The organism is Opitutaceae bacterium (assembly GCA_015075305.1).
GTDB lineage: Bacteria > Verrucomicrobiota > Verrucomicrobiia > Opitutales > Opitutaceae > UBA6669.
Map to the genome: position 1 here is coordinate 162572 of JABTUS010000009.1, position 25831 is coordinate 188402.

The 25831-nt window shown below is 62.0% G+C and carries 22 protein-coding genes; 15 read left to right on the forward strand and 7 right to left on the reverse strand.

Annotated elements, in window-relative coordinates:
- Window positions 1–100 precede the first annotated feature (100 nt).
- Window positions 101–1036, forward strand: a complete 936-nt coding sequence (locus HS122_16990; protein MBE7540092.1) for a DNA/RNA non-specific endonuclease — start codon at window positions 101–103, stop codon at window positions 1034–1036.
- 32 nt (window positions 1037–1068) lie between these two features.
- On the opposite strand, the gene HS122_16995 is transcribed toward HS122_16990, so the two are convergent.
- The 4 genes from HS122_16995 to HS122_17010 all read right to left on the reverse strand — a co-directional run bounded on the left by HS122_16995 (window position 1069) and on the right by HS122_17010 (window position 6993).
- The gene (locus HS122_16995) at window positions 1069–2472 is read right to left on the reverse strand and encodes an insulinase family protein (GenBank protein MBE7540093.1); all 1404 of its coding nucleotides are present in this window, start codon (window positions 2470–2472) and stop codon (window positions 1069–1071) included.
- Between the two features lie 20 nt (window positions 2473–2492).
- Window positions 2493–3878 (reverse strand): insulinase family protein, encoded by a 1386-nt coding sequence (locus HS122_17000; GenBank protein ID MBE7540094.1) that lies wholly within the window; start codon window positions 3876–3878, stop codon window positions 2493–2495.
- Between the two features lie 55 nt (window positions 3879–3933).
- Window positions 3934–6204, reverse strand: coding sequence for an ATP-dependent RecD-like DNA helicase (locus tag HS122_17005; protein MBE7540095.1), 2271 nt, complete (start codon window positions 6202–6204; stop codon window positions 3934–3936).
- 132 nt (window positions 6205–6336) lie between these two features.
- A complete protein-coding gene (locus HS122_17010) occupies window positions 6337–6993 on the reverse strand; it encodes an HAD family hydrolase (GenBank protein MBE7540096.1) in 657 nt (218 codons plus the stop codon).
- An 86-nt stretch (window positions 6994–7079) separates the two neighbouring features.
- Here HS122_17010 and HS122_17015 point away from each other — a divergent pair, with 86 nt between their 5' ends.
- The 6 genes from HS122_17015 to HS122_17040 all read left to right on the forward strand — a co-directional run bounded on the left by HS122_17015 (window position 7080) and on the right by HS122_17040 (window position 12112).
- Window positions 7080–8213, forward strand: a complete 1134-nt coding sequence (locus tag HS122_17015; GenBank protein ID MBE7540097.1) for an ABC transporter permease — start codon at window positions 7080–7082, stop codon at window positions 8211–8213.
- Between the two features lie 4 nt (window positions 8214–8217).
- The gene (locus HS122_17020) at window positions 8218–9012 is read left to right on the forward strand and encodes an ATP-binding cassette domain-containing protein (GenBank protein ID MBE7540098.1); all 795 of its coding nucleotides are present in this window, start codon (window positions 8218–8220) and stop codon (window positions 9010–9012) included.
- A gap of 56 nt (window positions 9013–9068) precedes the next feature.
- A complete protein-coding gene (locus tag HS122_17025) occupies window positions 9069–10073 on the forward strand; it encodes an MCE family protein (GenBank protein ID MBE7540099.1) in 1005 nt (334 codons plus the stop codon).
- Window positions 10070–10747 carry a membrane integrity-associated transporter subunit PqiC gene (locus HS122_17030; protein ID MBE7540100.1) on the forward strand — a complete coding sequence of 226 codons (678 nt, stop codon included), beginning with the start codon at window positions 10070–10072 and terminating at the stop codon, window positions 10745–10747. Before HS122_17025 ends, HS122_17030 begins: the two co-directional genes overlap by 4 nt.
- A gap of 122 nt (window positions 10748–10869) precedes the next feature.
- A complete protein-coding gene (locus HS122_17035; protein MBE7540101.1) occupies window positions 10870–11181 on the forward strand; it encodes a hypothetical protein in 312 nt (103 codons plus the stop codon).
- A gap of 94 nt (window positions 11182–11275) precedes the next feature.
- Window positions 11276–12112: a carbohydrate ABC transporter permease gene (locus tag HS122_17040; protein ID MBE7540102.1), complete on the forward strand. Its 837-nt coding sequence runs from the start codon at window positions 11276–11278 to the stop codon at window positions 12110–12112.
- A gap of 103 nt (window positions 12113–12215) precedes the next feature.
- On the opposite strand, the gene menB is transcribed toward HS122_17040, so the two are convergent.
- Window positions 12216–13052: a 1,4-dihydroxy-2-naphthoyl-CoA synthase gene (gene menB / locus HS122_17045; GenBank protein MBE7540103.1), complete on the reverse strand. Its 837-nt coding sequence runs from the start codon at window positions 13050–13052 to the stop codon at window positions 12216–12218.
- A gap of 118 nt (window positions 13053–13170) precedes the next feature.
- Between menB and HS122_17050 the strand changes: the two genes are divergently transcribed.
- A complete protein-coding gene (locus HS122_17050) occupies window positions 13171–15066 on the forward strand; it encodes a KUP/HAK/KT family potassium transporter (protein MBE7540104.1) in 1896 nt (631 codons plus the stop codon).
- A 31-nt stretch (window positions 15067–15097) separates the two neighbouring features.
- Here HS122_17050 and menD read toward each other — a convergent pair whose 3' ends face one another.
- Entirely contained in the window at window positions 15098–16843 is a 1746-nt protein-coding gene (gene menD, locus HS122_17055; protein MBE7540105.1) for a 2-succinyl-5-enolpyruvyl-6-hydroxy-3-cyclohexene-1-carboxylic-acid synthase, read from the reverse strand.
- Between the two features lie 247 nt (window positions 16844–17090).
- On the reverse strand, window positions 17091–17414 hold the full coding sequence (locus HS122_17060; GenBank protein ID MBE7540106.1) for a hypothetical protein: 324 nt from the start codon (window positions 17412–17414) through the stop codon (window positions 17091–17093).
- A 371-nt stretch (window positions 17415–17785) separates the two neighbouring features.
- On the opposite strand from HS122_17060, the gene HS122_17065 reads away from it, so the two are divergent.
- From HS122_17065 to fabG, 7 genes are all read left to right on the forward strand, one after another.
- Window positions 17786–18220, forward strand: coding sequence for a hypothetical protein (locus HS122_17065; GenBank protein ID MBE7540107.1), 435 nt, complete (start codon window positions 17786–17788; stop codon window positions 18218–18220).
- A 128-nt stretch (window positions 18221–18348) separates the two neighbouring features.
- Complete coding sequence (locus HS122_17070; GenBank protein ID MBE7540108.1) at window positions 18349–20448, forward strand: TonB-dependent copper receptor; 2100 nt, start codon at window positions 18349–18351, stop codon at window positions 20446–20448.
- 57 nt (window positions 20449–20505) lie between these two features.
- The gene (locus tag HS122_17075; protein ID MBE7540109.1) at window positions 20506–20892 is read left to right on the forward strand and encodes a group III truncated hemoglobin; all 387 of its coding nucleotides are present in this window, start codon (window positions 20506–20508) and stop codon (window positions 20890–20892) included.
- Between the two features lie 177 nt (window positions 20893–21069).
- Window positions 21070–22272 (forward strand): alginate export family protein, encoded by a 1203-nt coding sequence (locus tag HS122_17080; GenBank protein MBE7540110.1) that lies wholly within the window; start codon window positions 21070–21072, stop codon window positions 22270–22272.
- Between the two features lie 405 nt (window positions 22273–22677).
- A complete protein-coding gene (locus HS122_17085; GenBank protein ID MBE7540111.1) occupies window positions 22678–23112 on the forward strand; it encodes a hypothetical protein in 435 nt (144 codons plus the stop codon).
- A 775-nt stretch (window positions 23113–23887) separates the two neighbouring features.
- Window positions 23888–25051 (forward strand): sulfite reductase subunit alpha, encoded by a 1164-nt coding sequence (locus tag HS122_17090; protein MBE7540112.1) that lies wholly within the window; start codon window positions 23888–23890, stop codon window positions 25049–25051.
- 24 nt (window positions 25052–25075) lie between these two features.
- Window positions 25076–25816: a 3-oxoacyl-[acyl-carrier-protein] reductase gene (gene fabG / locus HS122_17095; protein MBE7540113.1), complete on the forward strand. Its 741-nt coding sequence runs from the start codon at window positions 25076–25078 to the stop codon at window positions 25814–25816.
- Window positions 25817–25831 lie beyond the last annotated feature (15 nt).

Sequence of the window (25831 nt, forward strand, 5' to 3'; positions counted from 1 at the left end):
CGCTGATGGTGCAGCGGCTGGACTGCGATCCGGTGAAATTCGAAAAGGCCATTCGAAAGCCGGGGCGGTCGTGAGGGCGGGCGGGGTTTCGATCCGGGGGGTGTCCAGACTGTTCCGCTTGGGACGGCGCCTGCTGTGGCTCAACATCATCGCGCTGGGTGTGTTTGGAGGCTGGTATCTGTTTCAACCGGATGGCCGGCAGCGCGAGGTGGCGCAGCTCGTGCACAATGCCTTCATCGCCGAAAAGCATGTTTCGCCCTTCGAGGTGGTCTGGGACATCTGGCAGCTCTACTACGGGGATGATTCCACCGCCGCCCTTCGATTGAACGCCGATCGGCGTCTGGCGATCGGCGGGCTGCCGGATTCAACCGCCTTTCACCACGGCAAGGTCCGCGTCCTGATGAACTCGGCCTACGTCGTCGGGTACAGCGAAACACTGTGCGGTCCGGTGTGGGCGGCCTATCGCATTCAGGATCTTGACCGGTTGGAGCCCGCGCCGCCCCGTCCGGATCACTTTGAGATCGACATGCGGACTCTGGCCAGGGTTTCCCCGGAGGCGTATCGAAAAAGCCACTACGACCGCGGCCACCTGGCGCCGAATCATGCGATCGCCACACGGTTCGGCGAAGCCGCGCAAAGGGAGACGTTCCTGATGTCCAACATCGTTCCGCAGTCGCACGAACTCAACGCCGGTCTGTGGAAGGAACTCGAGCAAAGGATCGCCGGCAACTATCCCGCGCGCTACGGCGAGGTGTGGGTGTTTTGTGGCCCCATCTTCCCCGAGAATCCGCGCCGTCTGTCGAGGCGCGTGGCGATTCCGGACCGCTTCTTCATGATCATCCTCGACGAAGTCGAGGGGCGGCTGCGCAGCCAGGCGTTTGTGCTGCCTCAGGACGCCCCCGCCGGCGCGTCGCTTGCGGCGTATGGCACTTCGATCGACAGGATCGAGGAAATGACCGGACTTGATTTCCTGAGTGAGCTTGATCCCCAGTCCGTCGCGGCCCTTGAGGCGAAAGTCACCCGCACGCCGTGGTGACGGATGTCCCAAGGCGGCGTGCGTGAAGACTGTCAGGATTTGGGAGCGGTTCCGACGGTGCCGGCCTTGATCAAGGTCATCCGATCCGGGTTCACGTGCCTTCGGATTGCGCCATTCACCTGGTCGAGTGTCAGAGCGTCGATCATCGACGGGTAGCGGTCCAGCCAGTCGATTCCGTAGCCGCGGTGGATGGAGATGAGCAGGGAATCCGCGAGACCGTCGGTTGTCGCCATGCCGACCTTGAAGGTTCCGATCAGGTCCTGCTTCACGCGCTGGAGTTCGGCGGCGGTGATGCCGTTGTCATGCCACTTGCGGAGCTCGCGCTCCGTGGAGGCGATGCCCTTGTCGAGCAGTGCGGGACTGAATTCCGCGCTGATCCGGAAATCGCCGTCGGCAAAGGTGTCGTTGCCCTCCGCAGCCCAGATGCTGTAGGTCAGGCCCTCCTTGTCGCGCACGGTCGCCATCAGGCGGCCGGTGAATCCGCGGCCAAGCACGGCTCCCGCCACGCGCATCGCGAGGGCGTCGGGATCGGTGTACTGAAGTTGTGTCGCCTGGCCGAGAATCACGCTCACGTTTGTCTTGTCGGCCATGAAGACGGTCTCTTGGTGAAAGCTGCGCGATGCCCCGGCCCTGGCAAAGGCCGGCAGCGGGGGGCCCCCGCGCCAGCCTTCAAAATGATGCGCAACCTCGGCTTGCAGCGTGGACGGATCGACGTCGCCAACCACAACAAGCGTGAACCTGGCGGGACCGTAGAATGCGGCGTGGAAGTCGCGAACCTGCTGCAGGGTCGCCCCGTTGACGGCTGCAATGAAGTCCGCGGTGGCGGGCGTGTGGTTGGGGTGACCTTCCGGATAGACCGACTGAACGAACACCTCGTTCGCGCGATAGTCGGTGCGCTCCAGCATGCGCTGAAGGTTTCCGGCGAGCTGCTTCTTCAGCTTTTCGAACTCCACCTCCGAGAACGCCGGAAAACGCAGTTGCTCCGCGAGCAGCGACACCACCAAGGGCAGATCCCTGCGCAGGCATTTGCCGCTGATGGTGAGCATGGTTTCATCGACCTTGAACGCGAGCGACGCGCCGACTCCCTCCAGAAGGCCTGCTATGGCAAACTTGTCGTGACGCCGGGTGCCCTTGTCCAGCATGCCTCCGGCGAGTGTTGCGATGGCGGGATTTGACCCGGGGGAGAGCACGTCACCGGCCGGCAGCGATGCGCGGAGGGTGACGACTTCCTTCACGCCTGTCGGGTAGGCGATGACATCGATCCCGGCGACGTTTGCACGGATTGCATGAGCGGCCATCGACGAAGCTCCGGCGGATACGGGCAGGGTTATCGCGAGGAGTGAGCCGGCCGCGGCCGCAACGAGGAATCGCCGCGCCTGGCGCGGCAGCGAAGTGGTGTTTTCCGCAGAGGAGAAGGGATTGAACATGAAACTCATGGAAGTTGGGAGCAATGGCCTCATTTCTCAGTGGATTCGGCGTTCGTTGGAACGAACCAGCCGGTCGTGCTCTGGTCCTCGAGCAGGTAGCGGTTCGCAACGCGGGCGACATCGCCGGCGGCCACCTTTTTCAATGCATCGTTGATCGTGACGAACAGCGTCCAGTCGCCTGTGGCGATGAACTCGTTGATCGCGCTGGCGATCGCGAAGGAGCCGTCGCGGGCAAAGGCGGACGCTGCGAGAAGCTGGTTGACCGCGCTGCTCACCTCGCCCTCGGTGACGCCATCCTTTTTCAGTCTCTCGATTTCTGAGATCATGACCTTCTCCACCTGATCGTGAGTGGCTCCGGGTGCCAGCCAGGCGGAGATCGAGATCAGCGAGGGGTCATGGAACATGCCGGCGTCGCTTTGCACGTTTGTCGTGAGGTTCTTGTCCGTCAGCGCACGGTAGAAGCGGCTGCCCTTTCCGGAGGAGAGTATGGCATTCAGCACCGCGATGGCGGCGGTGTCGGGATCGCGCCCGGAGGGGACCTTGTAGGCGATGCCGACGATGCCGAGCTGGCCGGCGAGTTTGGTGACGACGCGGCGCGGACCGGTCTGGGGGGGTTCGACCGTGTAAACGACGGGAATGGGTTTTGGTGCGCGCGGGTAGGGGCCGTAATATTCTTCGATGAGCGCGAGCGCAGAGGAAGGATCGAAGTCGCCCACGACGGTGACGGTAGCGTTGTCCGGCCAGTAGAAGGTGTTGTAGAATTCGCGCAGCTTCTCGATCGGCACGTTCTCGATGTCGCTGCGCCAGCCAATGGTGGAGTGGTGGTACGGGTGCGCGACGTACGCGGCCGCGGTGATCTCCCGATCGAGCACGCGGAGAGGATCGTTTTCGCCGATCTCGAATTCATTGCGCACGACGGTCATCTCGGGGCGGCGGTCCTCCTCGCGCAACCGCAGGTTGCGCATGCGGTCGGCCTCGAGTTCGACGATCTTCGCCAGATGCTCGCTGCCGAGATTGGCGTAGTAGTTGGTGCGGTCCAGCCAGGTGGTGGCGTTGGAAATGGCCCCGACGCTTTCGAGGAACTGGTCGAGACTCGTGCCCGATTCACGGTTGTGCGAGGGCGTTCCCTTGAACATGAGGTGCTCCAGGAGGTGGGTCGCACCGGTCGTGCCGGTTACCTCGTTGCGGGAGCCGACGCGATACGTCACCATGAAGGTGAGAACGGGGGTCGAGTGGTCTGGAAGGAGCAGCACCTGCAGGCCGTTTCTGTCGAGGGAGTACTCCTGGATGCCGCCCAGGGTGCGGACGTAGCTGAAGCCGGCAACCTTCGCCGGAGGTTCGGACGTGGGCACAGCTGCTTGGAGCGCAAGTGCCGATACTGCCAGGGATGCGGTCAGCCAGGATCTGAATTTCATGGAGAGTTTGAACCACCCTAGCGATGCGAGTTCCCGCGCCAAGCGCGGATCGGCATCAGTGGCGGGTTGCGGATGGCGGTGCGATCCGGGCCAGTTTTTCCCTGAGATGGGTGATGCGCTGCCTGGCCTCATTGTTGCGAACCGCCATGCCATAGGCCGCGGGTTCGCCGACCAGGAACACCTTTTTCCTGCCACGGGTGATCGCGGTGTAGAGAAGGTTCCGCTGCAGCATCATGAAGTGGCCCTTGAGGAGGGGGATGACGACCACCGGAAATTCGCTGCCCTGCGACTTGTGGATGCTGATCGCGTACGCCAGGGCGAGGTCGCTGAGATCGCCGCGGCTGAAATCATGGGTCTGGCCGTCAAAACTGGCCGTGAGTGTTCCCTCCTCAGCGTTGACGCTCTTGACCGTTCCGATGTCGCCGTTGAACAGAACCTTGTCGTAGTTGTTTCTCAACTGGATGACCTTGTCCCCGGGCCGGTATTCAGCGCCGCCCCACTTGATCCCGCGGGAATGGGGATTGAGCTCCGCCTGCAGCCGCGCGTTCAGGTTGCCCACGCCGGCGAGTCCCTTGTGCATCGGCGCGAGAACCTGGACATCCTGCACGGGGTTCAGCCCGTCATGGTGGGCGGGAATGAAGTCGCGGCAGAGCTGGACGACCTTGCCCAGCGCATCCTCGGGGGAGTCGGCGAGAATGAAACTGAGATCGCTCCAGGCGGGGATGCCGGCGACATCCCTGACTGCCGGTGGAATTGAGGCGTCGCCGGCGTTGATGCCGTGTGCGACAGAGACGATGTCGCTTCGCCCCTCCTGGCGGTAGATGACCTGGAGTCGCGTGACGGGAGCGAGGTCGGAGGCGATGAGGTCCTTGAGGACGACGCCGGCGCCGACGCTCGGCAGTTGATCGGTGTCGCCCACGAGCAGCAGGTGCGCCCGCGCCGGAACGGCTTGCAGGAGGGCGGCGGCGAGACGGGTGTCGAGCATGGACGCCTCGTCGACGATGAGGAAGTCGGTTGCCAGCGGATGCGATTCGTTGACGGTGAAGCCGCCTTTCGCCGGATCGAAGCGGAGCAGGCGGTGAATCGTGGAAGCGAATCCGCCGGTGGTCTCCGAGAGCCTCTGGGCGGCGCGGCCAGTCGGGGCGGCGAGGGTGACGCGCACGCGCTTCGCCCTGAGGATCTCGACCAGCGCGCGGATGATCGTTGTTTTTCCGGTGCCGGGGCCGCCGGTGAGGATCGAGAATTTCTGCGCGAGCGCGGTCTGCACGGCGATGCGCTGCTGGTCCGCGAAGGTGAAGCCGGCCTTTTGGCCCGCCCATTCCAGCGCGGCGGGTATCTTGATCGGAGGCAGCGCGCTGGATGCGCTGCGCAGGCGGGCGATGACGTCGGTGATGCGCTGCTCCCACCGGTCGTTGTGAGGCAGTTGGAGGATGCCGGAACCCGGGAGCGGATTCTCCCCCGCGGCGCGGTGGCGGACCATGGCGGAGGTTGTCACCAGATTTTCAATACGCTCCTCAAGGCGGGCGGCCGACGTCTCCAGCAGCGCGGCGCAATGGTCCCTGAGGTCGGCCTCGCGCATGGCGGTGTGGCCCTCGTCCTGCAGGGACTCAAGTCCGTACAGCAGGCCGGCGTCGAGCCGCGGTGGCGCGTCGTTGGCAAAGCCGAGATTGATGGCGATGCGGTCGGCGGTCTTGAACCCGATGCCGTCGATCTCGCGGGCGACGCGGTAGGGCTCGGTCATCAGGATGTTTCTTGCGCCACCGCCGAATTGTTTCACCAGCTTGAGGCACTGACTTGGGGTGACGCCGTAGGTCTGGAGAAAGATGTAGAGCTCCCGGAAGGTTTTCTGCTCCTCCCACGCGGCGCGAATGGCCTTTGCGCGCTTTGGACCGATGCCGGGCACCGAACGCAGTTTCGCGGACTCCTCACTGAGCACGCGCAGGGTGTCTGTGCCGAAGGCGTCGACGATCTTCTCTGCGTATGTTTTTCCAATGCCGGGCACCAGGCCGCTGCCGAGAAACTTCCGGATCCCGTAGACGCCCGCGGGCAGTTCCGAACGAAAGGAGGCGATCTTGAACTGCGTGCCGTGCTGGCTGTGGCGCGTCCATTCGCCGGCGAGAAAAAGCGTTTCGCCGCATTGCACGCCGGGCAGCGTGCCCACGATGGTGACTTTGTCCTGGCCGGATGACTTCGCGCCACTGGACTCATCCCGGCGGAATTCGGCGATGGTGTAGTGGTTTTCCTCGTTAAGGAAGAGGATCCGTTCGAGCACACCGGTGATGCTTGTGGCGGAGGTGGAGGAGTGTGGCGGGGAAGCCAAGGCGATTTCAGACCGTGCCGGTATTGGAATCCTTCAAAGGGGAAATGGCAATTGTCCAGGATTGCCGAAGACGGGGCTGCGTTTGAAGCACGGGCGGCGGCGTTGCGGGTGGGTGGAATGCGGGACCGCCTTGAGTCATCAGCGTGATGCAGGCTCTGCCAGAAGAGCGGCGGTCAGCGAAGTGAGATCGGGAAACACCCGTGATGCACCGGCGGCGAGAAGCTGGCCGGTGTCGTGGGTGCCGGTCGTGACCGCCCAGCAGGGACACTGCGCATTGATGCCAGTCTGCACGTCGAACGGAGAGTCACCAATCATCAGCAGCCGCTCGGCGGGCAGCTTCATTTCGGCGAGTGCATGGGTGAGAAAACGAACGTCCGGCTTGAGCCAGGGAGTGTCGTGCGCTCCGAAAACCCCCTTGAGCCAGTGCGTGATTCCCAGGTGTTCGCAGATGCGGCGGGATGCGGTTCCCAGTTTGTTGGTGAGGACTGCGCACGAGCAGCCCCGTGCTGAGAACGCCGCAAGGGATTCTTTGGCACCCGGAAGCAGGATTACATCATCGAGCATGGTGCGATCGAAGTAGTCGCGGTAGATTGTCAGAGCGTCGGCGAGCTGCGCCTGAGTGACAAATCGAAGCATCGCCCGCTCCAAGCCGCCGCCGACAGCGCTGCGGACCTGTTCCAGCGTGGGGGCGGGCAGGCCCAACTGAGGCAGGGTGTGAACATAGCTTCGATGGATGGCGGCAAAATGATCCACCAGGGTGCCATCGAGGTCGAAGAATGCGGTGCGCGGAGGCATGAGAGGGTCAAAGCTCCCCAAAACTTCAGCACGGGTGCAAGCAGTTTGGCTTTGCCGTGTCGCCTGGACTGGATGATTTTCCGTCAATGCCGGTTTCCCCCGCGACAAATCCCGCGCGAGCCCAGGTGAGCACGCACGATGACTCCCTCATCGTGGAGCTTGGCGGACAGTGGCGCATTGCGGAGGCAAGGCCGGATTTTGCGGACCTGGTCCGGGGCCACAAGCCGGCGGAAGTGGTTCTTCAGATGGACGCCGTACAGTCGTGGGACAGCGCTCTCGTCCTGTTTTTGAATGAAGCCAGGACTTGGGCGAATGATCGGGGGATGCGCTGTGATCTGGCACGCATTCCAGCCGAAATCCAGGCGATGGTCGACAAGCTGCAACAGACGTCGGATTCGACTGGAGGGGCGGGTGGAAGGGCCCGGAAGGATGTGCTGACGCGAGTTGGACTGGCGACCCATGACCTCGCCAAGCGCTCGCGAAGCATGTACACATTCGTTGGCGAATGCGTGCTGAGCGCCTTCCGGCTGGCTCGGCAGCCGCAGCGCTTTCGATGGAGGGACTGTCTTTCGGAGATGCAGCAGTGCGGGGCGATGGCATTGCCGATCGTGAGCCTCATCAGCCTGCTCGTGGGTCTGATCCTCGCGTATCAGGCGGCGGTGCAGTTGCGCCAGTTCGGCGCCGACATCTATGTCGCCGATCTTGTCGGCCTGGCTGTGGTGAGGGAGATGGGACCCATGATGGCGGCCGTGATCATGGCGGGCCGCACAGGCGCGGCCTTTGCCGCCACCCTTGGCAACATGAAGGCCGGTGAGGAAATCGACGCACTGGAGAGTCTTGGAATCGTATCGATCGATTTTCTGGTGATGCCCCGCCTTGTCGCGCTCGGGATCATGATGCCGCTGCTGGCCATGTATGCGAACCTGCTGGGCGTGCTGGGGGGCATGTTCGTGGCGAAGACGGTGCTGGAAATTCCGCCCAGCGCCTATTGGGTGGAAATGCAGACGATCGTGGACCTGTCCGACATCTCGACCGGGATCATAAAGGCCGTGGTGTTCGGCCTGCTAATTGGATTTTCCGGATGCCTGCGCGGCCTGGAGGCGGACCGCAGCGCCGCGGGGGTTGGGCGGGCGGCGACCTCGGCGGTGGTCACGTCGATCCTTCTTGTAATCGTAGCTGACGCCGTGTTCGCGGTGGTCTTTAACATCCTTGGACTCTAGCACAATGGTGGACACTCAACCCGCGATCGACGTCAAGGATCTGGATTGTGGATACGGTGGACGTTTGGTTTTGGAGCACATCACGTTCTCGGTTGGGCGCGGCGAGATCTTTTTCATCATAGGAGGATCCGGTTGCGGCAAGAGCACGCTGCTGCGCAATATGATCGGACTGGTCCGGCCCATGCATGGAGAGGTTTCGTTCTTTGGGCAGCCGTTTCTGGACGCGGATGCCGCCGCGCGCCGCGAGTTGTTGAGAACCTTTGGCGTGCTCTTTCAGAGCGCGGCCCTGTGGACGTCCCTCACTTTGCGCGAAAATGTCGCGCTTCCCCTCCAGGAATACTCGCGGCTTTCGCCGCGTGAGATTGATGACCTTGTCCGCCTGAAGCTCGCCCAGGTTGGATTGACCGGGTATGAGGATTTTTATCCGGTGGCCTTGTCGGGAGGAATGAAGAAAAGGGCCGGCCTGGCCAGGGCGCTGGCACTGGACCCGGCGATTGTCTTTTTTGACGAACCGTCCGCGGGCCTGGATCCCGTCACCTCGCGGGAGATTGACGATCTCATCCTGGAGATCAGGGCGACGCGCGGAACAACCTGTGTTGTCGTGTCGCACGAACTCGACAGCATCTTCAGGATTGGCGACCGGGTCATCATGCTGGACAAGGCGACAAAGGGGATCATCGCCACGGGTGCTCCGGGTGAATTGTGCGCAAACAGTCCGGATGACCGGGTGAGAAGGTTTCTCAGGTGCCAGGAGTCCGCCGCCGCTCACTCTGGCGCGGGCCCCGGCGCAACAACATGAAATCACCCCAAACCCTGCGTTGAATTTCGACGAGAGCTCCTGTCTATTCCAATCCAGTGAAAAACAAGGTCAGTCCCGCGCTCGTTGGCTTCTTCGTCCTGGGCGCCATCGTGCTCGCGCTCATCGCGCTGTTCTCATTTGGCGGCATCAACCTTTTCGCCAAGCCCGAGCGCTTCATGGTCTATTTCAATGAGTCGATCCAAGGACTCGACCTCGGATCGCCGGTGAAGCTCCGCGGCGTGCGTGTCGGCAGGGTGGTGGACCTCAACATCCGCTATTCGTCCCCGAAGAACCTTTCGGTTGTCGCCGTCGTGTGCGAGCTGAGCCGAAATTCGCTGACGGACGAAAAGGGTGACCTGATTGATCTATCGAGCCGGAAGGAGTTGCAGAAGCTGATCGACCATGGCCTGCGTGCGCAGCTTGGGGTTCTTGGTCTTGCGACCGGCCTGTTGTACGTGGAGCTGAACTTTGTCGATCCCAGGGAGTATCCTCTGCCGTCGACTCCCTCCAGTGACGCCAGGTACGTGGTGATGCCGGCAATGGATTCCTCCCTCAAGGAGTTTCAGGCGAATCTGGATGAGATACTCGTGGATCTGAGGCATGTGGATTTCGCGGGACTTGCGAAGGAGATCAAGGGACTGCTGGTCGATGCCCGGCGGCAGATCAACGGCCTCGATCTTGCGGTGCTCACGCAGGAATGGACCAAGGCGGGGCGGTCGCTTGATGCGCTGGCCTCATCGAAGGAGCTGCCCGATGCCATTCAGAACCTGAACGCGGCGCTGGTTGAGTTCCGCGCGACGCTTGCGCGGCTGGATGGCACGATTGAGCCAACCGTGAAGCAGCTCGGGGAGACCCTGGCTCAGGCCCGGGGCACGTTGGAATCGTTCTCCTCCGCGGCTGCAACGGTTCAGACGTTTGTCAATGCGCAAAGCGGTCTTGGCGAAGAGGCCGGACGGGCGCTCTCCCAGTTCACGGATGCCGTGGCTTCGATCCAGAGGCTCACGGACTTTCTTGAGCGCAATCCAAATTCACTCCTGACCGGAAGGAAGCATCCCCAATGAGAAACTCTCCTGCGCAAATGGCAGCCATGGATTTTGTCCGCGCCGCAAGCGCCGCCTTTTCCCGCCAGGCAAGATTGATTCTTCTGGTGCTTGGAGGGATTGCGGTTGCGGGCTGCTCCATCATTCCCGAAGCGGCGGCGGATCCCACCCGCTATTATGTCCTGGATGGACCCGAAGCCGCGACCCTGCCTGCGATTGCGGCAGGTGGGACGCTGGCCATTCGATCGATTGAACTGCCGGCGTACCTGAGGAATACCAAGAGCATGGTCGTGCGCGTGGGGGAGAATGAAGTGCGCTACGAGGATTATTCGCGCTGGGCCGAGCCGTTGGATGCCGGAATTCAGCGGATCGTCAGGGAGCGGCTTGTCAACCTGCTGGGTGCCGCGTCCGTCGTTTCTTTTCCGCTGAATGCCGGCGAAACGAGGCGGTGGGACCTTCGGGTGCAGGTGCTGCGGTGCGAAGGCAGCGCGCCTCGCGGAGGGAGTCCGGGGATGCTGTTTGTGGCGGGCTTCCAGATACTTGACGCAACCGATGGCAGGCAGGTTGCGCGGGACCAGGTGATCGTGAACGATCTGGACTGGGACGGGCGTGATTTCGGGGCGCTTGCGCGGCAGTTGAGCGCGGCGGTGACGCGTTTTGCGGACGATGTCGCCAGAAACGTGCCAGGCCGCTGAGTTGCAGCCCGTGAAATTCCCCAATTTTTCGGAAAAAACTACCCGCGCAGCACTTGGGGGTTCGCAATACTACTGAGGATAAAACCCTAGCATTTCAGAGCGAAAAGAGTAAGCTGCTTTCCATGGAAAATTTGAAGTCAACCACCACGGCGTTCACGGTCCTGCAGTTTTCCCTTGAGGTGGGGAAGGACGGGCAGCCGACGCAGCGCACCAAGTCGTGCGGGGTGTTTACTTCAGTGGAGGAAGCCTTCGTGTCCGCGCGCCTACTTGCGGTGCGTGAATGGAGCCGGCTGCAGCGGCTCGCCCTGCAGGGTGGCGCCAATGCCAATCCTGCGGAGATGCTGGACACGGAATGGGGCTACGATGTGCGCCAAGGGCACCTTGTGGTGACCCGCTTCTGGGTGCACGAGCGCCAGCCGGTTCAGCCGGCCTGAGGATGCGGGGCAGTGGCTGCCTCACGCAGGCGGTCGGGCTCGACTCAGAATCCGGTTGAGGGAGGACGGCTGCCGGACAAGTCTCTCGCGGAAGATGATTTCGCGACGACTGATTTTCATCCTGCTTGCCGGATATGCGGTCTGGGTCGTGTATCCGATGGTCTGGGTTGCCTATTCGTCGCTCAAGGAGGACGCCGCCATCTATCGCGATGCGTTCGCGCTCCCGGCGCTTGATGACCTGCGCACGGAGAACTATGTGCGCGCCTGGCGCGAGGCCCGGTTTGGCGACTACCTGTTCAACAGCGTGGTGGTGACCGTGGTGTCGGTGACCGGCATCGTCCTGCTCGGATCGATGGCCGGATATGCACTCGCACGATTCTATCATCCTGCAGGCGGGGTTGTCTTCTGGCTTTTTCTCGCGGGTCTGATGATCCCGGCGCAGCTCGCCGTTGTGCCGCTCTTCTTTGAACTGCGTTCGGTGGGCCTGCTGAATTCCCGGATCGGCCTGATTGCCGTTTACATCGCGAACGGGCTGCCGTTCGCGATCTTCATCCTCGCGGGATTCTTCAGGGCCCTGCCGCGCTCCCTGCATGAGGCTGCGGTGATGGACGGATGCGGGGAGTTCGCCTCTTTCTGGCGCGTCCAACTGCCTCTCGCCAGGCCGGGGCTGATCACTGTGGCGATTTTTCAGTTCATCGGTGTGTGGAAGGAATACTTCTTTGCCTTCATGCTTACGAGCGGAGGAGCCGACGATGCGGCGCGGACGCTGCCGATGGGGCTGGCCAATCTTTCGATCACCGCGCAGTACCGCGGCACCTATGGATCGCTGTTCGCAGGCATAGTGCTCGTCACGGTGCCGATCCTCTTCGTGTACCTGCTGCTGCAGCGTCACATCGTGAAGGGAGTCGTGGCCGGCGCAGTCAAGGGGTGAGCAGCCACGCGGATGGGACGCCTTCGCATGGCCTGGCGCGCATGCGCGATGGGCGACGGTGCCGCTGGATGTATTCAAATTATGGATACCCGGGGCGGGCTTCCTATGGCAGCCAGGGAAACTTTCGGGAGTCTGGCTTGCGCTTCTGTCGCTGTGCGCCGTGAAACTCCTTCGCCTCCTCGCTCATGTAGTAGAGCAGCGTGGCGTTTCCGGCCAGTTCCTGGATGCCGGCCTGCCCGTCGAGTTCGGCGTTGAATGCGCTCTTCAGCGCCCGAATCGCCAGCGGGCTGTGACCCAGGATTTCGCGTCCCCACTTGACGCCCTCGGCCTCGAGGTCCGCGACAGGCACCACCGCATTGATCAATCCCATGTCGAGCGCCTGCTGTGCGCTGTATTGGCGACACAGATACCAGATCTCACGCGCCTTCTTCTGTCCCACGAGGCGCGCGAGATAGCTGGATCCAAAACCCGCGTCAAAGCTGCCCATGCGCGGTCCCACCTGGCCGAAGATTGCGTTGTCCGCTCCAATCGTGAGGTCGCAGACGACGTGGAGCACGTGTCCGCCGCCGATGGCGTAACCCGCAACGAGCGCGATGACCACCTTCGGAATCGATCGAATCAATTTCTGGAGATCCAGGACGTTGAGCCGCGGCACACCGTCGCCCCCCACGTATCCCGCGTGGCCGCGGACGGACTGATCCCCGCCTGCGCAGAACGCATATTTCCCGTCCGTGTGCGGACCCGCTCCGGTGAGCAGAATCACCCCGATGCCCGGATCCTCCCGGGCGTCAATGAACGCGTCGTACATCTGAAAGACCGTCTCGGGTGTGAAGGAATTGCGTCGGTGCGGGCGGTTGATCGTCACCTTTGCGATTCCATCCATCTTGCAATAGAGAATGTCTGAATACGTTTTGACCTCTTTCCATTCGGGCGGATTCATCATCCTGCAACGCTGGATGGATTTGCGGCGACGTCAATGCACCACGGTTGCAACCGTTGGGTCATAATGGAAGAAAAGGGCTTGGAGAGTCGGGAATCTTGAAAGAACAATGAAGTCCATGTCGTCTCCGTCCGCTTCATCCACGTCTGGACGTGGTGTGCCGATTTCCCTGCTGGCGGGGGCCTTGGGCGTGGTCTTTGGCGACATCGGGACGAGTCCCCTCTACGCGTTTCGAGAATCGATCGAGCATCTCGCGCCTGCGGATCGCATCGGCGGGGTGATGGGGGTGCTCTCGCTGATTTTCTGGTCGTTGATGCTCATCGTGAGCGTGAAGTACATCACGGTGGTGATGCGGGCGGGGAATCACGGTGAGGGGGGGATTTTCGCGCTGCTTGCGCTGAGCGGGCTGGAGCGGGTGAAGCAGGCTCCGGGCAGGATCGGATCGGGAGTCACGCTCGTGCTGCTGGGCGCATGCATGCTTTGCGGCGAGGGTGTGATCACCCCCGCCATCTCCGTGCTGAGCGCCGCCGAGGGATTGAAACTGGTGCTGCCCGCTTCGGAACGTTTCGTGGTTCCGCTCTGCATCGCCATTCTCGTGGCGCTGTATTGGGTGCAGCACAAGGGCACGCATCGCATCGGCCAGTTGTTTGGTCCGATCATGGCGGGCTGGTTCATCGTGCTTGGTTCGCTGGGTTTGTTTCACGTTGTGAACACTCCCGCCATCCTGCGGGCGCTGAATCCGGTGCATGCCTTCCTCCTCCTTGGAAACCATCCCGCTGAAGCCGCCGGCATTCTGGGCTCCGTTGTCCTGGCGATCACCGGTGTCGAGGCGCTGTATGCGGACATGGGCCATTTCGGGCGTCCCGCCATCCTGCGCGCCTGGTACACTCTCGTCCTGCCCGGGCTCGCGCTGAACTATTTCGGACAGGGGGCCTACGTCCTCTCCCATCCGTACGACAATGGAAACCCGTTTCTTTCGCTTGCGCCTGAGGGTGCGGCGCGAAGCGCGCTACTCATTCTCTCGGTCATTGCCGCGGTGATTGCCAGCCAGGCGTTGATCTCCGGCACGTTTTCACTGATTCGCCAGGCTATCCAGCTCGGCTATTTCCCCCGCCTGCGGGTGAGCCACACCAATGCCGAGCAGCGGGGTCAGATCTATGTCCCATTGGTCAACATCTGCATGGCGATCGCCTCGATCGCGACGGTGCTCTTGTTCCAGACTTCATCGGCGCTGGCCGGAGCCTACGGCATTGCGGTCACCGCAACGATGTCGGTGACAACTTTTGCGCTGTTCTTTGTGGCCCGGCGTGCGTGGGGCTGGTCGTTCGCCGCCGCGGTTTCGATGTGCGTGTGTTTCGCCGCCGTCGACCTTGGATTTCTCGCCGCGAATGTCCCGAAGATCATCCACGGCGGCTGGCTTCCGCTGGCGCTGGCGGCCGGATTGTTCGCCATCATGCACACCTGGAAGACAGGCAAGACGGAGATCCGGGAGCGCGTTTACGGCACTGCGATCACCGAACTCGAACTTTCCAGCATAGCGAAGAGCAGGAACATCGTCCGCATCCCCGGAAGCGCCGTCTTCATGGTGGGCACGCCCAGGGGCACGCCGCTCGCGCTGCTGCATCATCTCAAGGCGAACAAGTGCCTTCAGCAAACGGTGCTTCTGCTGACGATCACCACTCAGGAGGTGCCTGTCGTCGATGAAGAGGAGCGCATGACCCTGAGCTTCATGGGGGAGGGCGTGTGGCGCGCCATCGTGCGCTACGGCTACATGGAGCTGCCCGACGTGAGCCGCCTGGTCGAGCGCATCATGGCCCAGGGGATCCCCGTGAATCCGCAAAGCACGACCTACTACTTCAACCGCGAGATGATCATCGGCGGAGGCAGCGCGCGCATGTTCCACTGGCAGAAAAACCTGTACGCGTTTCTCAGCCGCAACGCCACCTCCGTGAAGGACTACTACCGCATCGCGCCCACGCAGATCATCGAGATAGGACTGCCGGTCCAGCTCTGACGGATCCGCCCGGTCCGAGCCGGCGGCACCGTCAGGTCGCGATGGCTTCGCCCACCCGCGCCGCCACCTGCGCGAAAAGCGCCTTGCGGAACGCCGCGTCTGATTTGCGATCAGTGCGCACCTCAAGCAGACGCACGCCCGACGCGGGCAGCGCGCCCACCGCTCGTTCGAAGGCATTCCAGTCACCCACCAGAGTGTGCTCGATTCCGTAGGTCGCAGCCCAGCGGGAGAAGTCCACAAGCTGCGGCGTGGCAAAGTAGTCCTCGAACGGAGGATTGAACGCGGCGATGGGCAGATGCTCAAAAATTCCCCCTCCGCGGTTGTTGATCAGGACGATCGTCAGCGAACCACGAAACCGGTTGAGCAGCAGACCGCCATTGGTGTCGTGCAGCAGGGCGAGATCTCCGGTGAGCAGAACCGACGGGCGGCCGCCGTGAGCCATGCCCAGGGCGGAGGACAGGGTGCCGTCGATGCCATTGGCGCCGCGGTTGAACGCGAATTGCGGGCGCCGGTGGTTCACCGGCCAGAAGTACTCGACATCGCGCACGGGCATGCTTCCCGCGACAAAGACCGGAGTGTTTTCCGGCAGCACCTGAGCGAGTAGCCAGGCCGCCTTGCCTTCAAACTGGCCGCAGTCCTTCAATCCCGCATCCAGGGCGGAACGCGCGACAGCCTCGGCCCTGCGCCAGAGGGACGCATACGCGTCGTCCCCCGGCGCCGCGCCCTCGGGCACGAGCGATTCGACCGGGGCCGCGATCTGACGGGTGCGGGCATGGAGGGAATCGCGATTCCTTTCGGTGGGAGACACCAGCAGCACATCCGCCTGGCTCGCCTCCAGGTACGCGCGCAGCACTTTGCTGGTCGGCCATCCTCCGAGGCACAGGATCTGCCGGGGGGCGAGAAGGCGGGAAACGCGTTCGTTGCGCAGGATCGCGTCATAGGACGAAACGATCGGCGCGTTTGTATCCAAAGACTCAGTACGCAGCGAGGAAAGCGTGTCCGCGAGGACCGGCCAGCCGGTGGCCGCGGCGAGCCTGCCCGCAGCCGCCGCGTAGACTGCGGCGTTAAAGGGCGCGGCCGGTCCTGCGACAATCAACCCGCGCGAGGTGGCCGTACGGAAGCGAGTGACGACTTCGGATCCGGCGCACACCGCAGTGCCGAGGTGCTCAAAAAACAAATCATCGATCCTCCCCTCGAGTTCGCGCACCCGTCCGTCGGGAAGCGGGGCCAGCGGATCGCGGAAAGGCACGTTCAAATGCACGGGACCGGGAAAAGGCCCGCTCGCGCGGCTCCAGCCGTGAGCCATCTGCTGGCGCACACACCGCAGCAGGTCCAGAGCCGGCTCCGGGACGGCAAGCTCGTGATACCAGCGCACATGGTCTCCGTACAATTTCTGCTGATCGATCGTCTGGCCGGAATGGCACTCCCTGAGCTCCGGAGGACGATCGGCGGTGAGCACGATCAGCGGGACGCCGGACTCGGAAGCTTCGATGATGGCGGGATAAAGATGGGCTCCCGCCGACCCGCTGGTGCAAACGAGGACCACGGGCTTTCCCGCGCGGCGTGCCAGCCCGAGCGCAAAGAAACCGGCCGAGCGCTCATCCAGTGCGGGAATTGTCTCGACCGCGGAGTGACGCACGAGCGCCATCGTTAGCGGTGTCGAGCGCGATCCCGGCGAAACGACCGCCTGGCGCAGGCCGAGTCGCACCAGCGACTCCACCATCACGGAGGACCAGACGGTGTTCGTATTCCGGAAGTCAATTGAAGCCGATGCCATGTCCTGAGATTTCAAAAAATCTGCCAAAGGGCAAAGCCCAAGGAACAGCTCATGCGTCAGCTCCCGATGGGGCTCTTTGAATGCGTCACTTCGTGAGCTCGACGATGAGGTTGAGATCCATTTGATCGGGACGCGTTTCCCTTCCACGCAGCGCGTCATGTTCCGATTTCCCAAAGGGAACCTCTTGGACCTCTCGAAAACCAATGTGCCTTGCCACCAGCCCGAGGCCGTCCTTGCAACAGAAGTGCTAGAGGCGCCAGGTCTGGAATGCCTCCACAATTCCGGTGTGGCTCCCTTGAAAATCGCTGGATCGGTAGTGTCTGGAGAGAACACCGGACAGGCCCGGAAACGAAAGGCGAAGCACCCCGGTGGATTGCAGGCATCGGCAGGCTTCGCTCAGGAAGATCAGCGACTCGGCCTGATCGAGATGTTCCAGAAAGTCCTCTGCAAAGCCAAATCGAAAGTGGTTGCTTGGAAACGGATGCTCGCCCACCAGCTCACACCGGAAGATCTGCGCCTTGACGGCATCCGGCACAACGTCCCAGGCATAGTAGTGCTTGAAGCCGTCCACATTCAGCCAGCCGTCGATGAGATTCTATCCGCACCCGTATTGAATCCTGTCGAATTTCAGAGGGTCGACTGCGTATTCCTCCATTTCCGCGGAGGACCCGCCACCTGGATGAGTGTCAAGTGGCAGGGCGAAACGGCCTTCCGGCGACACAGGGGAACTTGTCCATTGTTGATGCGCAGATATCGACGACTGGGCGGAAGGCGGTGAAGAGGATGGCGGTCGCTGGGTCAATTTCTGACGCGCGCCTCATTAGCTGCCGCAAGAGGTGGTCTGACTTCTGCAAATAGTCGCCGGGTTTTCGACGATGCCGTTTGACGGCGGCTTTCCGACAGTCTTCCTCTCAGCTTGAACAGTCACGTCCAACCCAGCCCATGATCACACCGTCCAGTCACGGTCGAGTCCCAGTGCGCCAGGCACCAGGCCTTGCCCATCTGAGACTGATCCTTCTGCTTCTGGGTGGCGTGTTCGCCACGGGTGTGCACTGGGATGCCCTGCAGGTTTTCGCATGGGGCCGCATGGTGGCCGTCAGTCTTGAGGATGAGACACCGGCGGAGGCGATCGCCACGCTGCTCTCCCCTGAGAAACGCTGCGAGATCTGCCGGGTCGTCAGTGACGCCAAGGCAGAAGCCTCTGATGGATTGGAGTCCGCCGCGGGATTCATCAAGTCCCCCCTGCTCATTCCGTCCATTCCGCCAATCATGGTTTTTGCGCCGCTCGGTTCATCGGGGCGGCGTTGGGTTGAGTCGCAGGCACTGGCTCCCAACAAGGAGGCGCCACCGGTGCCTCCACCGCGGGTCGTCGCCTGATTCTTTGGCGGGGAGTCTTCCCCGCAATCAGGACACCGCCGCCTTCGTGCGGCATCACCCCGACGGACAGCGTCCAACGGCAGCGTCTGCCGTGCATGGACATCCGCGGATGAACAAACCCGACCGCCATGAAATCCATTTCTTCCTCCATCACTTCATCCTTTCCACGCTCCAGCTCCGCGCTCTGCGCACTCGCATGCGCACATTCGCTTTGCGCCGATGACATCGGCCATCAGCATGCCGTTGAACTCGAACGCGTGGTCATCACCGCACGCCCCAGTGAGCGCCCTCTCAGCGTAACCACCGATCCTCGCGCACCCGCGCAGCCCATTCCCGCCCAGGACGGTGCGGAGGCCCTGCGCGGTATCGCGGGCATGAACGTCATCCGCAAGGGAGGCACCGACGGCGATCCCGTTTTGCGCGGCATGGCGGGCTCGCGGCTCGGCATCCTTCTCGACGGCGAGAACATCCTCGGCGGCTGCGGCAGTCGCATGGACCCGCCGACCGCCTATGTTTTCCCCGCATCCTACGATCGCATCACGGTCCTGAAAGGTCCCCAGTCGGTGCTGCACGGATCCGGCAACTCCGCGGGAGTCGTGCTGTTCGAACGCAATCCTCCCCGGTATTCCGAACCATCCTCGAAAACCACGGGCGCGCTGACTTTCGGATCATACGGGCGCAACGACCAGTTCCTGGAAATCCGCGCGGGAAAGCCGCGTGTGTATGGCGAGGTTGCTGGGACACGCACCGCTTCCGACGACTACCGCGACGGAGACGGAAGGTCCGTCGCTTCGGCGTATGAGCGCTGGAGCGGCCGTGCAGCGCTCGGCTGGACTCCCTCCGCGGACACCGTGATTGAGCTTTCGTCAATTGCCAGCGATGGCGAGGCGGCCTATGCTGATCGCGCGATGGACGGCTCGAAGTTTGCGCGTCGCAATCTCAGTTTGCGGATCCGGACGAACGCGGCCGCGGAAGCCATCGATTCAATCGAGGCCAACCTGTTCTACAACGGGGTCGACCATGTGATGGACAACTACTCGATCCGCTCCTTTGGCCCGACGCCGATGATGCCCGGAAAGGCGGCATCGAATCCCGATAGACAGACCATCGGGGGTCGCATGCTGGCCAGGATGTCGCCGGATCGGGCGGGGGTGTGGAAACTCGCCTCCGGTGCCGATTTTCAGGCCAATCGTCACCGCATCCGAAGCACCGGCGATGAAGCTGCAGATCCGTATGAATCCAAGGTTCGCGTGAAGGATGCAGCATTTTCCGTTCTCGGGGTTTTCACGGAGGCCACGCGTATCATTGCTGAAAGCCAGCGCATCGTGTCGGGTGTCCGGCTCGATGCATGGAGGGCGACCGATCACCGCATGACTGTCGCGACCGGTATGATGGGCTCGGCGATGAATCCCACTGCGGCGCACACGCGCGCCGCGCGGCTGCCTTCATATTTCCTGCGCTACGAGAATGAATGGCGTCCCGGCTTTTCCGCTTTCGCCGGTCTGGGACACACCCGGCGCTTCCCCGACTACTGGGAACTCTTCAGCAAGGAGAGCGCTGATTCGGTCAGCGCTTTTGCCTCGCGTCCCGAACTGACAACCCAGTTCGACGCCGGCATCACCCACCGCTCCCGTCTCGTGCAGGCATCGTTCACAGTCTTCGCAAATCGGATTGAGGATTACATTCTGATCGAAAGCGCGTTTTCGAAATCGATGGGCATGATGACGAATCGGCGGACGACGATCACACGCAATGTCGATGCGCGCAGCCTCGGCGCGGAATCCAGTCTGAGCTGGATCTTTGCCGAAGGATGGACCGTGGACGCTTCCGTTTCCATAGTGCGCGGCGACAACCGAACGGACGATCGCCCGCTCGCCCAGCAGCCGCCTCCTGAGGGCCGGCTGGGGGTGAGTTATGCCACATCGACCTGGAGCATCGGATCGCTTGTCCGCTCTGTCGCCCGGCAGAATCGATTTGCGATCAACCAAGGCAGCATTGTCGGACAGGACCTCGGACCCTCCCCGGGATTCACGACACTTTCATTGAACGGAGCCTGGAAACCCTCAGCGCACTGGCAGTTGTCCGCGGGCGTGGACAATATCCTTGATCGCACCTACGCGGAGCACCTCAGTCGCGGAGGAACCCTGGTGCCCGGATTTCCTCCTCCCACGATTCGCGTGAATGAACCCGGACGCACGCTGTGGGCGAAGCTGGATTGCAAGTGGTAGTCGGTCGCGGGGCCGGTTGTTGTAATTTCCGGTGATTGCTCTACTGCTTGTTCCTTCATGAGCGAATCTCCCCCGACAACACTCTTTGCCCGCATGGGTGGACGCGAGCCGTTGATGAAACTGTTGCGCTATTTCTATGCAGATGTCCGCCAGCACCGGGAGATCGGTCCCATCTTCAATGCCCAGATCGACGACTGGCCCGCGCACATCTCCAAGATCGCGGATTTCTGGTCCGGCGTGACGGGTGGACCCGCGCTCTATAGCGGCCCCATGCCATTCAAGCACGTGCCGCTCGGACTTCAGGAGCCTCATTTCCAAGCCTGGCTCGATCTCTGGCGGCGCCACTGTCGCGCGCACCTGCCGGAGGCCGAGGCGGAGGAGATGATCCTGCGCGCGGAAACGATCGGTCAGCGCCTCCGAGAAATCGTGGCGAGTTTCGGTTGAACGGGCGAAGGAACGATCGTCAATTCTCCCCCCACTGGAGCGGGGGCGTGCATCGTCATGCCCAGGGTTCGTCCGTTACATTGCACCGCCGGCAAATTTGATAAGCTTGATTGAGATCAAGATCCTGCGCGTTCGGAGCCGAATCCGGCGCCCGGTTCCTGCTACCGTGCGTCCGCCATGAAACCGTCTCGGTTCCTACTCGTCGCACTGGCTTCGGCCGGCGCGGCCCTCGCCCAATCCCAAGTGACGTCCTCGTCGTTCGAGCAGGCGCTCGAATCCGGCAAGGTCTCCTTCAACGCGCGCTTGCGATACGAGCACGTCGACCAAGCCGGCCTGCCGGAGAAGGCCAACGCCCTCACGCTGCGTTCCCGCCTCGGTTACACAACCGCGGCGTATCGCGGGTTTCAATTCATGGCCGAGGCGGAGAATGTCGTCGCACTGGCCGACAATTATGCCGACGGAGTCACCGCCAGTCCCGGGTATCCGGTGGTTGGAGATCCGGAGGTGACCGAAGTCAACCAAGCCTGGGCTTCCTTCGCGACTGGCAAGACCAAGGGCACGTTGGGACGTCAGCGGCTCGTGCTCGACAATGCGCGCTTCATCGGCGATGTCGGCTGGCGGCAGGACATGCAGACCTTCGATGCGTTCGTCCTGCAGGACGCCACCGTCGAACGACTCTCCCTCACCTACGCTTACCTGTGGAGGATCAATCGTGTGTTCGCCGACGCGCTGGACTGGGATTCCGATTCCCATGTCGCCCATGCCAGCTACGCGGGCTTTCCCCTTGGCACGTTGACGGGCTACGCTTACCTGCTCGATTTCGATTCACCTGCCGGCGCCCGAGGCAGCTCCACCGCCACCTATGGCGCGAGCTTCGCGGGATCCACGCCGCTGAACGACAGCGTGAAGTTTGCGTACCGCGCCGAATACGCCACCCAGTCCGACTATCGCAGCAGTCCCCTCGACTATCGTGCCGCCTATTACGTTCTCGAACTCGGCGGAGTCTGGAAGACCTTCAGCCTATCCGTCGGTCGCGAGGTGCTTGGCTCCGACAACGGCCAGGGCTTTCGCACGCCCCTCGCGACCTTGCATGCCTTCAACGGCTGGGCCGACGTCTTCCTCACCACACCCGCCGCCGGATTGCGCGAGACCTATTTGAAGATCGCCGCCTCGCTACCCGCCAAACTGCAGTTCATCGGTTCGCTTCACCGCTTCGAAGCCGACCGAGGAAACGCAACCTATGGCAACGAGATCGACCTGCAGCTCGCCCGTCGCGTCAACAAACGCCTGAACCTCACCGCAAAAGCAGCGCTCTTCGACGGCAAGCCCGGCTTCGCCGATCGCGACAAGTACATGGTTCAGGCGGACTACGCCTTCTGATGCTCCGTGCCCGGCGGCGTTCAATCATTGACGTTGGGCGAAAACGACCTGCTGGCGGGTAGTGACACGGCACCGCCCCAAGAGTATGACTGGGTGCGATCCAATTCATTCCCTGCGGAGCAGCTGAGGAGGTGGCAGGAGGTGCTGCAATGCCTGACCAGCCCTGCCACTCTGGCGACGCAGGAGGGGATTGTGCGCTCGGCGCTCCAACGAATGAACGATCAGTTCACGCGGGATTTTGATTCGCAGCGGAGTCATGAATCATCCAAATTTGCCCCACCGATGTCTCTGATCTCAGCTCAATATCCCAGTCGGTGCCGCTCGCCCGTGCGCGGGTTTGTTCAACAAGGTGCCTGAGCAAAGGCGCTAGCGCAGAGTAGCTCACCTAGAACGTTGGGAAAGAACATGAAGATTCCTGTGATCGACGAGCCTGTCCGACTTGGGCGAGCATTCTGGGTCACATACGGTGTGATGCTAATTCCGTCGCTTTGGCTCTTGAAGCCTTGGTCGTGGAAGTTGCCGCTGTTCTCAAAAGTCGCAGGCGCCGTGTTGCCGCCGTTTCTTGCCGCGATTGCCATCTGTTCATTTGTGCTCCTCACATTTTCGGTAACAGCGCATTTTCATGGCCGGAAGAGGGAGTTTGCCGGAATTGTGGCGGCGATACTCGGATCGACAATATTCCTGGTCGTGGCTTGGATGTTTTCCGGTTATAAGAATCTTCCAGCAATATGTGCGTTTGTCGCGAGTTGCATCGGCTACTCGCTTTTCTACTCCGTGCATCGCAAAGAGCCTGGCAACCCGACAGGTCCAACGCTGCCAGCGCGTCGTGGCTCATGTTGAACGCTGGGCAATTCTGCGCGGAGGAAATCGACCGCCACGAACAGCTATGGTTAAACTCTGCATCTTTGTTGGCATGACCGTGGGAGGGCTGGCATTCGGGTGGGCCGCGGATGCGCTTGGATGCGAGATATTCGCATCGTTCCTGTGGAGCGGACTGGGTTCGCTTGCAGGCTGCTGGATTGGTTGGAAGGTGCACCAATTGTATTTCCAGTGACCTTGCGCTGACAGGTCGACGATCGGTCGAGGGGGCAATGCGAGAGGGTCAGTCCTTACGCCGAAACCGTGACGGATGAACGGAACGGCTTCTCGTGCAACGCCGGCCTTGCGGCAGAATTGACATGCGCCTGTTCGCGCACCGCTCTGCCTGGCGCGCCCGGCGACGGAACACACACGCGGACTTTCGAGCACTCCCCGCTTGCTCGAAGCTTCAATTTGAGTCTTTTCGGTGCACTCCCCGCGGGAGGTGAGAGTATTGGTCTGTCCCCATGAGCGAAACTGTTCAGTGTCATTTTGGAGACGGAGTGCCTGACCCTCTTCCGCAGGTGAACCGGTTGCATTTTGTTGTGAGCGGCCGGGTCGTGACGCCATGCAGACGTGCTCCACGTCATGGTGTTTTCTGAAGACGAGTCTGGCTGAGTTCGAGGTGGCAGCGGCGGTGTCCTGATGGATCGGGTCTGGTGTGCGGCATGTGAATTGGGTGACGAAATGGATCCTTTGGGGAAGGCAAAATTGGTCCTTGCGCGCCCCAAGGGGCCCGAACTGAATGTCCGGGCGCATGTCCGCATCCGCCGCTGTCTCCACTTACAACAAGGATCATCCTTTTCCCGCAAGGATTCTGGAAAACCGCCTCCTGAGTCGCCCGGGATCGTCCAAGGAAACCCGCCATTTTGTGGTCAGTCTGGTTGGCAGCGGGCTGCACTACAAGGCGGGGGACTCCCTGGGCGTTTTTCCCACCAACCGGCCATCGGAGGTGGAGGCCGTCATCAAGGCAATCGGTGCGACTGGTGATGAGTCGGTCATGCTGCCCAAGGCGACTGAGCCGGCAACGCTCCGAGAGGCGCTTTCCCAAAAGCTGGCTCTTGCGGATCCGACCAGGAAGTTTGTCGAGGCATTGCAGGCCAGGGCCACCGATCCCGGCGAGGCGGCGAAACTGAGGGGGCTGCTCCTTCCCGAGTCGAAGGAGGTGCTCACGGCGTTTCTTGGCGAACGTGAATACATCGATCTGCTCACGGAGTTTCCGAGCGCGCGGCTGACGCCGCAGGAGCTCGTTGATCAGCTTCGCAGGCTGATGCCCCGGCTTTACTCCATCGCCTCCTCACCCAAGCTGCACCCCAACGAAATTCATCTGACGGTCGCGGTCGTGCGTTACGAATCCAATCGCCGCGAGCGGCATGGTGTCTGCACCACGTTTCTTGCCGATCGGGTTCAGGTCGGGGGAACTGAAGCGCCGGTGTTCATTTCGCATTCGCACTTCCGTCCGCCGGAGGACCAATCCAGGGACTGCATCATGGTCGGTCCCGGCACGGGCATCGCGCCATTCCGGGCGTTTGTGCAGGACAGGTTTGCCGCCAACGGGACGGGGCGGAACTGGATTTTTTTTGGCGATCAGCACCGGGCGACGGACTTCCTTTACGAGGAGGACTGGCAGGAGTGGACCGCGAGGAAGCAGATTCATCGCATGGACCTGGCCTGGTCGCGCGATCAGGCGACGAAGGTCTATGTCCAGGATCGAATGCGCGAGAATGCCGCGGAACTTTGGGAGTGGATCAAAGCCGGCGCATATTTTTATGTCTGTGGCGATGCGAAACGCATGGCCAAGGACGTGGATCAGATGCTGCACTCGATCATCGCTGACCAGGGCGGCAGGACGCTCGAGGAGGCGGCGGAATACGTGAAGCAGATGAAAAAGGACCGGCGTTATCAGCGCGACGTGTATTAAGAATTCAACTACAACCACGGGCACATGACCTTCAAGGATCGAACAGCGATTGTCACGGGAGCGGGCAGGGGAATCGGCAGAGGCATCGCCGAGGTCCTTGCGGCGAATGGCGTCACCGTCATCTGCGTCTCAAAATCGGAGTCGTCCTGCGGCGCGGTCGCCTCGGCGATCACAGCCTCGGGTGGCAAGGCCAGGGCGATGGCCGTGGATGTTTCCGACGGGGCGGCGATCCATGCGGCGGCGGAGGCCCTGCTCAAGGAATTCGGCAGGGTCGACATCCTGGTCAACAACGCCGGCATCACCCGTGATGGGCTGCTGGCGCGCATGTCCGACGAGGACTGGAACCTCGTCATTCAAACGAACCTGACGAGCTGCTTTCACTGGACCAAGGCGATCGGCTGGCCGATGTGCCGGGCCCGCTACGGACGCATCGTGAACATCGCCTCGGTTGTGGGCCTGGTTGGGAACGCAGGGCAGGCGAATTACGCGGCTGCAAAGGGAGGAATGATCGCGTTCACGAAGTCCATCGCCAAGGAGTTTGCCCGGCGGTCGGTGACGGCCAATGTCGTTGCACCTGGCTTCATCAAGACGGACATGACGGCAACCCTTTCCGAGGACGTCCAGAAGGCGGCCCGGGAACTGATTCCGATGCAGCGTTTCGGGGAGGTGGCCGACATAGCCCACATGGCGGCTTTCCTTGCTTCGGAAGAGTCCGGTTACGTTACGGGACAAGTTTTTACCGTTGACGGCGGCATGGCGATGTGAAGCCTGCAACCTTGC